We start from the raw sequence: 12,199 nt of genomic DNA on the forward strand, positions 1-12,199 counted from the left end.
CCTCAAAATGGTTATTAAACGAATCCTTCTTTTTCAATAATTTGATAATACTCCTCAGTATTATTTACAGCTCGAAGCTTTTGAACCACCTCTTTTTTTTGAAACATCGTAATTAACTTCTGTAACATTTCTAACTGTGCATGTGGTTCTTTCAACGCCAACATGAAGATCAAGCTGACTGAAATTTCCTTATCTGCAGTTCCCATTTCATAAAAAGTTACTGGTGTTTTCAATGACATAAATGCAATTTGAGAATCATTCACGTGTTCTGCATCCGTATGTGGTATAGCAATCCCAACATCATTGATTAATAAGCCAGTAGGAAACACTTCTTCTCTTTTCAGTACATTCTCTGCAAACGAATCCTTCACTAAACCTGTTTGATATAGACAAGTTGCAATAATTGATAAAGCTTCCTTCTGACTCTTTACCTCAGATTGAAATAATGCAATTTTCTTTCCAAAATAACTCGTCATCTTACTTCCTCTTTCCTATAATTTCGTTAATAATCTCATTCCTTGTTTCTTTACTTGCAATACTTTTTATTCTCTCAGGTGAGACAAAGACATCATAAAGTAGTGCAATCATATTTTTCACTTGAATCATATCTTCTTCTGCAATCGCTAAGAATAAAACAACCCTTACATCCACATCTCCCCAAGTAATTTTGTTTTTTAGAGTGATAATAGAAATTTTTGTTTTGACTACATATTTAGGATTTGCATGTGGGATGGCTACGCCTGATGAAAGTCCGGTAGCTCCTAGTTTTTCTCTTTGAAGTACAACCTCAAGAAAATTATCCTTTACTAATTGTTCTTCTTTATATTTCTCAGTGATGAAAGAAAGTACTGATTCTCTACTATCAAAATCTTGATTCAAAAACATCCAACCATCCTTCAAATATTTCTTTAAAATCGTTTTATCCGGTGCAATGGATGGTAAAAATGTATTGTCTTGTTGATTCAAGGTAAGAAGATGACGATTAATCAATGCAATTTCTTCTTTCGTTGGTAATGGTCGAACATAAATAATCGGCGTTTGATATTCATTTTCTAATTTGACTGTTGAAATAATCAAATCGACACTATCTAAGTTGTAATCCTGCAACTTTTGAACATCAATCACTTCATAGACTACGGTGCTAGGAGAACTATGACGAATACGCTGAAATAATAATTGCGAAGTTCCCAACCCCGTTGGACAAATAAGAAAAACATGCTTCGTATTCACAATTTTTTCAAAAGCTAACTGAAAATGAATAGTCAAAAAAGTAATTTCATCATCCGTTACTCTGATCCCCATTGCTTTTTCCAATTTTGGAATACAGTAAGTTGTTAGCGTATACATTGTGCTGTATTGCCGAATGATATCCTCTTTTAAAGGATTTTTAATGGTAATCCCCATTTGCAACCGATAAACCATTGGCTCAATATGGGCAAATAGAGATTGAAGCAGTTGACTATCTTGCTCCAAATCCTTCTCAACCAGTGTCGACATATCTTGAATAAATTGTTTGGTGGTCTCCATGATTTGTTGACTATGGGTTGCCAGATTCACAAACGGTCTCACTCCATGTCCCATAAACAACGAACAAATAAAGTAAAGATCATTTATCGTAAAGGAACAATTCAATTCATCTTTGACCCCATTTGAAAAATCTAGTGCCACCATATATAATTCCATTTTCTTTATTTCGACAAACAAAGGATTTTTATTTGTTTGTGAATGGTAGCCATGCTTTACTCGACCAATCAAAGTTAACAACGAAAGTTTGAGTGAATGGACAATATAATTTGTTGGTTGCTGTTTAGACTGTTGGTAAAAATTCTTTACAAAATCATCCACAAACTTAACCATCGATTGATCAAAAACAAAGTGATATTGACATTTTTCATTCCCTACACCGATGTTTTTTTCAAAATAATTGACAAATGTCCGCTGGATCAACTCTTCAGGTGTTTTTTGTGTGTCTATTACATGATTTGAAGTAATCCTAATCCCAGCTAATCGACAATATTTGATGATTTCCTCATAGTCCTTACGTAAAGTTGCAATACTGACAAAAAACTTTTTTTCAAAATACTCATATCTTTTTTTATCCGTTTTAAAAATTAGATTGGCGAATAAGTACACTCTCCGATAATTTGAACTATACTTTACCTCTGTTGACATAGCTTCTTTACTAGTGATAAATATTTTGGCATCATTTTTTTTAGTTGACGTTCCAATTAGGTAGATCCCAATGCGAGGTTTTTTTTCAATTTTTAACTCAAAACGATTCAAGAACTGTCCCAGCTTCTGAATATCTTGATAAATTGTTTTATTCGAAACATTGAGTTTTTCACTAAAGAAACTTGCTGGTTGAAAATTCTCCTCCTCTAAAAGTAATTCAATTAACTGACTCTCGCGCTTTGATAACATCCATCATCACCTCAGAAAACGTTTTCCTTGTCTATATCATAGAGTTTTTCTCCCTAAAGATAAATACGTAATCTGTTCCACATTAAAGTGGAACAGATTATTATGATCCTATACTTTTTGATGTTGGTGAGACTCACGACAACTTTTTTATGATTTAAAATGAAAAAAGGAATGGGACAATAGTTCTTTCTAAAAAAGAAAATAAGTTCGATTTTGATGTTTATTGTCAAAATCGAACTTATTTTTTCTGTTATGCGCACTTTCCTCTCCATATATTTTCCCAATTTTCTTAAATTTAATGCCATCAGTGCCAAACCAATATTAATCGTTGCTCCTTGTTTCCCACGCAAATGGAAACGATGGAACGCCAAGTGAGCCTTTAGATGACCAAACACGGGTTCGACATCCATTTTTCGTTTCCGATAAATCGAACCAGTTTTCTCCTCTAAAAGTTTTTTCTGCATTCTGCTTTGAAATAGCGCCAATTATTATTTACTTGAATTTTTCGCTTTTGTTCACTTTTCACACGCGTACATTGACGACGAACTGGACAGTTCCGACAATCCTCACATTCATAGATTTTGAAATCTCGAATAAAGCCACCTTTATCTTTTCTGCGACTATAATTTTTGAACGGTACCGGACGATTCGCTGGGCAAATGTAAGTGTCTTGTTCTTCAAGATAGCGCCAATTCTCCATGTTAAATTGAAAAGCGCTTGTGGGATCGTTTCTACTAACGAGTGAACCTCAAAGGCAACATCCGTTTCTGGAATATAATGTTCTACATCTAGTGGTAAAGTTGTTTGGTTGATGGTATAATTTTTAAACATAAAGCACACTCCTTTGATTTTTGTTTAGGCACTTTAATCATACAAGGTTGTGTGCTTTTTGTGTACCTTAAAATCAAAAAAATGGGGCAATAATCAGATTTTTTTCTGACTATTGTCCCATTCTCATTCTCCTTTCAATTTATATAATCGTTACTTTAACCCTATGAAAGTATCCGTTCTTTCTCGTAACACATTTAAATCATCATGACGAACTTCTAATCTGCTAACCTGGTAATCAAACATAAATAATCCCGCTTGATTATTTATAATTTCTAGTGGAAGGTATTCAGCATCTCTATGGGCTAAAATAGAGCGTATCAACACGTTCTTTATAAACTCGTCAGTAATCAGAATTTTGTGATTGATAATTTCATATACACCAGGCTTGCTCCGCAATAGAAATCCCCAATCAACCAAGGAACCTAAAACCGTCAATAAACCTTTATTCACTGTCTCAGTCATTCCATAAGTGCTACGAACTTCTTCCATAATCGTTTTTGATTGAAAAGTATCCTGCATACGTAGATACTTCCCAATTATATTTATGGTGTCTGAAAAAAATGAAAAAGAATAAAGCAGCATCAAAACTTGCAATGTTTTTTTCTCATCGTAATTTGAAATAGCATATTGTTTTAGTACTTTCTCTTGAAAATCAGAAAGTGGTCTTTGTCCGTTCCCCCATACGTTCATTAAATTGTTTAGAGCTTTTCTGCGGAACGTATTCCCTTTAATTGTTTTGGCAAAGGTCTCATCTAATATTTGATATGCGTCTGTAGGTGAATATTTCAACATTACTTCAGCAGCTTTGTCCAACTCTTCAAATGTCATTACACGAAATAATCCCACCATTTTTTTCATCTATCGACCATCCCTTTTTAAAACTTTTACGAAAGGCACAATTACTTCTTCCATATGCATTCCACCATGGGTCATAATTGTCTCACTTTCAGGTACAAATGCAAATTTTTCCTTAGCAATTAACGAAAAATAACCCTTATTCGGTAACGTTGCACTCTCCCATTCTATGGTTGATTCAGTGTATAAATCATGTGTATTAGACCTAAGTACTTCAGAGTCATATATCCGAGCACGTTGACATTTCCCTGTAGCAAGAATACCTTCTTGAATTCGTCCAATCCCAGTTGCCTCCACATTTCCATGGTCAGACGTAATATACACATCATAATCTAAATTCATCAAGTCACTTAACATAGATTCTAAGAATCCCTTCTCAAGCCAAATCCGTAATTCTGATTGAACTGTCTCCAGACCCTGCTTGGCACCATGCATAAATCCATCCACAACATCGATGACACACCCATAGATATCTGTACCCGCGTATCTAAACTCAAGAACGGTATCTTGATAGTCTGTGTGCCCTAAACCCTTTTGATACTTGATTGAATTTTCGAGGAATCCTTTTTCTTTCCAAAATTTACGCCATTGAATTGGCTCCGAGGAAGTTCTGGGAATTGTTCCTGGGAACTCACTAGGTCTTTTTCCAGAAAAAATTGCTTGTCTTGAAACAGAGGTAATAGTCGGAATCATCGCCATGGTTGCCCCGGTTCGGAAATCAAAGCTTTTATTAACTAGCCATTTTTCGACAACACTCCATTGAGTAAAGCTCATTCCATCCATAACAATCAAAGCTAATTTTCTATTCGAAATACCTTGCATTCTGTATAAATAATTCAAAATTTGATTAACATAATTTGGCTGTTTTGCCGGAGGTAGGGAAAGATTTCTGTCATAATCTCTTTTTAAATACTCTTGAAATTTTTTATTGGCATCATCGACTAATAGTTCGAATTCCTTATCCGTTCTACGATATAAGCGATGTTCACCAATCAATCTAGCAATCTCGCCCCATTCACGTAAGACCGGAGCTTTTTTATTAAATAGCGTAAAATCTTCGACATAAGGATCAAGTATCATTGAAATGTGTTCATCAGATTCATGATACATCACACGTTCTATAAATTTCATTGAAGAAACATAATTTTGTCTTGTTGTTAAACTTTGTTGGGCATTGTATAATTGCTCCCAGTTTTCAATGCCTAGCTCTTTCACAGCTTTACAGTCCAAGAAGGGAAATATATCAGTAATTCCAATAGATTCACGAAATGCTTTTTGGTACACGTCCCAAGGAACCTCTTGAAAATCAGTATCTACCAAGCGAATAAGTAGTGTTCCATCAAATTTTCTACCGAATTTAGTTTCGTATGTATAACGAAAATGAACTGGATCCCTATAGGTTATTACAGAAACATCTAACTCAGACAATTCGACCTTAACACTATCTATCATCAGTAATCCATCGTCATCTCTTACAAGATAAATCTTTTTCTGCGGGAACCTGTCTGTAATCTCGTTTATCCAGTTCATTTTCATCACTTCCTCTATGTGTAGAATCTATCAAGTTTCTTTATAATTAGTATTTATTACATTTCTGTTCGCATTAAAGCATTATCATAATACATCAAGAGCTTATCGTCTTCTTGGATTACTTTTTCTGGTAGACGCTCACCCACTGTTACGATAGTTTGATATTCTTTTTCTATCCACGCCTTCTTAAAACCAACACGGATTGCTTCTGTACGGAATACTTTTAATTTCTTCTTGCTATTATTGATTTCATCAAGATAATGGCCAAACTCACGCAATAAATTCTTCTCTCGCAGTTTTTCCAAATCAGCTTGTTGATTAGGATTTGGAACATACCACCGATTTTTTGCTTTTTCTCTTAATAAAACATCATCTTTTTCTAAGCCACGCAAATCATGATAATTTTTTGTCAAATAGGTACTAATTTGATTGGGTACTGCCCCATTTCCATCATAGTATAAAAAGTTTTGTGCTAACAACTCATCGAGCTCAGGTAATTCTTCATACTTTGCAATATGCTGAATCTCTTTCATAAATTGCGGATGGAGATCTTGTCGAGATTGTGGCTTTTTCATTAATTGTTGACGAATCCATTCAATAGCACTATTTTCATCAGATACAAATAGCGACAATTGAGCAAACTCTTTTGCAAGAATTCGTTTTTTATCATATTCTGCCACTTGAGAGTCTAAGAAAGCCATGCCATCGCGCATCGGATAACGACTAGCAATACCTGATTGAAAGTCAGCAGAAGAAATTGGGACTGGTAGACCTTGTTGAACATGATAGGCAACCATTCTATCAAATAGAATACGTGGTGTTCGCTCGGATATGATTACCGCATCACCTTTGTCTCCCATAAATACTGGAAGGTTTGATAAGTGTTGTGTAACAAACGTCCAAGCTGATTCCACATTATTACGTTGTGCCTTCATTTTCTCAATATTCTCTTCAGTAGGCTTATAAGCAGAAATTACTAAGTCCTGCTTTACTGCCGTCGTCGTGGTAACTGCCTTAAAGCTTCCCTGCTTTTTATCCAATGCGGCGACATTTGCGATTATAAAACCTGCATTTTGAATGGCTTCCTGAATTGAATTCCAAACATTTGCTTTTGAATTACTAAATTCAACTGTCATCCATCTTCCCGGTTTCAAAACTCTATACAATTCACTAAAACATCTGCTCATCAGATATTTGTAATCACCAATTGCTTTATTCTGCATGTTATTCATTATTGCTTCTTGAGAATTATTTGTGAATAAGTTCATCCATGATTCTGAAGAATAGTTCAATTCAGAATACATCAAATTTGCCCCAAAGGGAGGATCAACAAATATATAATCAATACTATTCCTTTGAATATTTCTTAAATCAGTTGTACTTTGATTTGACACAACACATGAGTTTTGAATACCATCATTCACTGCTATCATACTCTTCGTTTTAGATTTTATTGCATCCAGAACTGGTCTTTCGCCGTTTAAACTAGGAATATATAACGTGCCGCTAACAAACCCAAATGAAAATACTCCGCCTTTATCAAGTAACCTTGGAACATTCACTTTTACCATTTTAGTCGAGTATGAATTACTGCTCCTTAGAATATTCAAGAGCTCACCAAAATACTTAGTACCTCTAATTTTTTCATAAAAAACAGACATTACGATAAGGTTTCTCTTGGAATAGAGCTGAAACACATGTCGAATTCCAGATTTTTTTAATCTATCCGTCTCGTCACCAGCTATTATCGAATTTATAGGTACAAACCCAGCAACTTCATAATCTTCAATTCTTTTTTGTAATTCAAAATCAAACTGAGTTGGTCGCTTATTAATCTTTTGTGATCCATTTGAATAATTTATTAAAACTTGTTCTTGTTTAGGAACATTAATCACTTGGGATAATATATTATCAAACTTCGATACAAATACTTGCTTCATATCTTTTTTTGTAACGATTGCTTTACAAAAAGGGCAGGACATTTCTTTTTTCATTTCTTTATTGTCCATATCAACAGCTATATCCCAAAAGACAAGCTCATTATCACAGTTGGGACAAAGAAAAACATCACTCCAAACTGAATAATTTATCGGAACAATATTCCCATCTTTATCCTCAGTCATAAAAAGCCAAGATGTTTCTTTATTAAGTTCAGCTAAAATACTTTCACTCTTGTTTTTAAAATCTTCACTGCATATATTCTCATTATAACTATTTGAGATTAAGCTTGCTGCAGGAGAGAGTTCCGTCAAAACGGAGTGTCTTTCTCCTAATTGAGAAAAAACTTCATTTGAATCATCGAAAATTTCATTTTTATCATTTACATAGTAACCTAATTTTTCTACTTCTTCTCTACTATTTGTATATTTTGTAGCTACACCAGTCATCCCTGTACCTGAAAAACCGTCTAAAATAATATCACCTGGATTCGTGTAATGCAAAATGTATCTCATCACTGCTTTATGGGGTACCTTTGTATGGTAGCTATGGATATTATAAATACGGTCACTCTTTCCTTCACTAACATCAGATGTAAAAGGTTCGCGATGATATTCAATGCCAGGCTTATCAGCACTCCATTCATCAATTAAATCTGAAATCCAGGGATTCGGACAGGCTGTGTAGAATGGCGGATTAGATAATTCAATAATATTCTCATCATTTCCTATTGGAAATCCTTCAATTCCCCTCAACTCAGGAAGTTTTTTTCTCAGTTCCTCCCGGAAATACTCTCGACGAGCATCATCGTTTTCGAATTCCAACCCGAGAACTGTCACTCTTTTATTTTCCTTTTGTTCAGAATCAAAAGACAATTGTTCATTTTCTAATGACATCTACTCACCTCTTAAACATAATTCTAACTTTATTTTTTTCTTTGCCTTCAGTTAGCTCTGCAATCAATTGACGGATACGTCCTTCTAATTCATTAACTGACATTGGACTACCATCTCCCATCGCTTTAATCAGCTCCGCTTCGGTTAATTCAACCTTCTCAAAGCCTTTAAACAAATTATTTATGGTATTCAAGAATCGAGGACTAACCGGAAATGTTAATTCTTTTGCAGCAATGAATTGATTAATTTCTACCTTTTCTTCATTATTCAAGAGTTCCCGATTCTCAACAATGTCTCCCTGTTGTAAGCTACTTACAAGAATCTCCATCCAATTTTCATAAATTCCAGTCAACTTTTCTTTACCATTAGATACAACCAGTTTAGAATTCCGATCAGTTTTTCCAATTTCGAAATTACAATGAGGACATGTCGGATATTGTTTTAGTTCAGCTTTTGTTAGTGAAAAACAAGCTCTTGTAGCACGTAGCTCTCGGACCCAATCAATAAGCTGTTGACCCGGAAGAATGTCGATATTGGCCTTTAGTGTAGCTAATACATCTGCCTCAACTGAATTAAGTAGCGCATCACGATTAATTTCCTCTTTACTTGTTAATCGAGATTTCTGATGAATATCATAATATTCATCTATATAGTGCTCTTTAATTTCTTTCAAGTCATCCATTTGCGACTTGAATCCAGCACCTTTCTTCACGGCTACAACGACAGCATTAATCGCTTCTTGGGCATTCTTTGTCCAATCACTCTCAAGGCCATAGTTGTAAGTAGCCTGTGTAATGTATGTCACTAGTGTACCGACTTCGTCAACGTCTTTCTTCATCTGTTCAATTGAATCAATTAATTTCTTGTTTTCTTCTTGTTCTGTGATTTCAGTAACGCTAGCCGAAAAGTTTTTCATTTTAGCAACGGTATTATACCGTTGGACTTTTTCACAAAAATCTTTATAAGAAGTGAGTCTCATAATTGTATCTTGTCGAGTATTTGCATCCATAACTTCTGTGCCGCCAATAGAAAAACCTTTCTTGACCATCTCAATAGTATTTAAGGTATGACTCACTTCTTCAATTGACTTGCTGCTAAGGCGCCTAATATATCCTTCTAGAATCTTCTCATCAAAGTTTGGTGTGTATTCCTCAAATAGATTTAGTACTGCATTGATTTCATTAATTGGAAGACCAGATGGCTTTTTGATATAGTCGAAATTAGACAATACATCGATATTTTCGGCAGCAAACTCTCGATAGTTCATTGCTGTATAGTTCGTTCCAGCTACGCTTATCTCTAATTTCCCTGCATAAAGAAGCGCACCAATCACGACAACTACTAATTCGGGCTCCAATTTAAACTCTTTTGAAAGACGTCTATCTCCTGTACCACGTAAGGCATCTTGATCATATATTTCCTTATTATTAACCACCTTGCCGTTACCTTTTTCTTCTAGCATTTCCAAAATCCATCTTGAAAAGCCAGAATTAGAAATGGATTCGGCAGTGACTTTCCCAGTGCTATCTTCCATAACCAAGCCGTTCAGTATGGCTTCCCCAGTTTTTGTTGAACGTCCATTTAAGAATTGCAAGGCATCACTTGCGGAAGTTTTGATATTATCATTTGTTAGATATCCTGGCTTATATTCTTTAAAGGTTGGATAATCTGGGTATTTCTCTTGAAAGGCATCATTCAAGAACTCTGCAGAAGCATAGTTGACCATTGCTTTCAAAGTATCTTCTTGCGGAAGGAACATTCCAAAATCAGAAAGATATCCTTCTTTACCTTTATAAATCACCTTGAATACATCTACAAAATGTTCGAACAGCCATTTATTCAATTGCTTATAGTAGCTATCATACTTAGTTTTAAATAAGGGTTTTTGTGCTTGTGTTGTTTCAATGTACTGCTCTTTTGCCGCAGCATATTTTCGTAATGTCTTTTCAAAGTAATCGTCTTCTAAATTAAGTTTGAAGAAGACTTCATCTGAGCGCTTCTCATCTTTATAGTTTACGATATTAAATGGTCGTAACATATAAATGTAAAAATCTCGCTCTGGTTGCGCCGTAGATCGCTCATTAGGAGAACCCAAGAAAAGATATCCCTTTCGCATCACTCGCCGTTGCTCCCAAGGAAGCTCATATGACCAAATCTTATAACCAGAAATATAGGTAAGATCATCCAAAGTAATCGCATTTTGTAATAAATCGAAATAGTAGCGGTCCATTGTGTCCGCTTCAATAATTTCAGCACGATCTGCAATCAAACTATCTACATCAATATCCTTTTTCAAATCTAGATAATATTGTGCATTGACTTCATTTACTGAAATATATTGATAGCTAACGGTTTCCATAATTGTCTTAATAGCCACATCTATATTTGTTTTCAAAAATCCAGCAGGATCAGGATCTTCAAGCAGCATATCCATCTGACCAGGAATTGTTAGAAAAAGATCATCTTTCAATTCATCAGAAGTCATCCCTACCTTAGAATAGATATCATCAGTAGTTAGACGATTCAATGCCATAGCATTCACTATACGAATAGACATTTTTTGATAGCGTCTTTTTGTTGAAGGAAAGGCACTATTGATCCTATCCTTCAAAATTGATACTTTATCCATCACTTCTCGAACTTCAGGAATTGTCTTATAAGATGGGTCTTCCTCAATGTATGTCCAATAACTATCATAGGAAACTAATCCTGGATCATCTATCGGCACTTCGTGATTAATAATCTTCTTCATTTCATTGGTAATGGTTTTTAATGCTATCCGTTTTTCAATATTATGAACATTCTCAAATGTCGATAAATATGCTGGATGAATTGGAAACAACTCAACATATGTTTCTATATTCTCACTTAGTCGGTCATAGAGCTTAGAAAACTCCGTTAAGTGTTCACGAATTTTAGCTTTTTGTAAATCATTTTTCTTAAGTAATCGTTGTGAAATAACATAGGCAATATCTTCTTTTACAATACGTACTTGCTCAAAACGTTCCTTTACCCGTCGCAGTGGATCCGCTACATAATAGAAACGTGGATTATCGAATAGCATCTCCTGAATCCCGGCCATAAACCTAAAGCGGCTATCATACGCTATTTCACCTAACTCACGTAAGAACCCTAAATCCAATGTCATTTCTAACTCTTTACGTGAACGAAGATAATCCAGAAGTTCGTCAACGACTACTAATAACCCTTTTTCTGGATATTTTGTATTAAAGGCATCCATCATTTCCAGTAGCCATTCTTTATTATTGGTTAACTTCGAATCATCTTCTGGAAATTCAAAATTGACATCCATTTCAATAAAGCCTTTTTCGAGTTGTGAAATAATAATATCTTTGAACGGGCGATCTACCCCACCAATCTCAAACCTGATTACCTTGAATTGTCCTTCAATTTGTTTAGCGTGCTCAGCTACTTCTTTATTTGCAATATGCTTACTAGCACCTTCATACTCAGCAATTGTTGAGATCACTGACATCAAATGTGACTTACCTGAGCCATAGTTACCAACGACCAATAATCCCTTGTTGTCCTCTGGTCTAGCGTATTGTAGTTGCTTAAAAATAATTTCATTAATTGTTTCTGCCATGCGATCTGAGATTACGTATGTATCCAACAGGTGCATTGCCTTTTCTGTTGAATTTGCGTCTGTTAATTGGATGACTGAATCAATTGGTTCAAAATTTACTAATTCTTTATACAGCATTTTC

General features: G+C 34.8%; 6 protein-coding genes and 1 pseudogene. All 7 read right to left on the reverse strand.

The features are described 5' to 3' along the window. Positions 1–14: 14 nt before the first annotated feature. On the reverse strand, positions 15–476 hold the full coding sequence (locus IGJ18_RS13215) for a PTS sugar transporter subunit IIA (RefSeq protein WP_010720675.1): 462 nt from the start codon (positions 474–476) through the stop codon (positions 15–17). A gap of 1 nt (position 477) precedes the next feature. Beyond that, a complete protein-coding gene (locus IGJ18_RS13220) occupies positions 478–2,421 on the reverse strand; it encodes a BglG family transcription antiterminator (RefSeq protein ID WP_438843422.1) in 1,944 nt (647 codons plus the stop codon). A 53-nt stretch (positions 2,422–2,474) separates the two neighbouring features. Next, positions 2,475–3,127: pseudogene (locus IGJ18_RS13225) on the reverse strand (transposase); the annotation flags it as partial. Positions 3,128–3,402: 275 nt separating this feature from the next. Continuing rightward, a complete protein-coding gene (locus IGJ18_RS13230; RefSeq protein WP_438843423.1) occupies positions 3,403–4,110 on the reverse strand; it encodes a hypothetical protein in 708 nt (235 codons plus the stop codon). After that, on the reverse strand, positions 4,111–5,637 hold the full coding sequence (gene pglZ, locus IGJ18_RS13235) for a BREX-3 system phosphatase PglZ (protein ID WP_438843424.1): 1,527 nt from the start codon (positions 5,635–5,637) through the stop codon (positions 4,111–4,113). A 56-nt stretch (positions 5,638–5,693) separates the two neighbouring features. Beyond that, positions 5,694–8,471: a DNA methyltransferase gene (locus IGJ18_RS13240; protein WP_438843425.1), complete on the reverse strand. Its 2,778-nt coding sequence runs from the start codon at positions 8,469–8,471 to the stop codon at positions 5,694–5,696. A 4-nt stretch (positions 8,472–8,475) separates the two neighbouring features. After that, complete coding sequence (locus IGJ18_RS13245) at positions 8,476–12,195, reverse strand: DUF6079 family protein (protein WP_438843426.1); 3,720 nt, start codon at positions 12,193–12,195, stop codon at positions 8,476–8,478. Positions 12,196–12,199 lie beyond the last annotated feature (4 nt).

The sequence above is a fragment of the Enterococcus sp. AZ078 genome (genome assembly GCF_051714985.1).
GTDB lineage: Bacteria > Bacillota > Bacilli > Lactobacillales > Enterococcaceae > Enterococcus_B > Enterococcus_B hirae.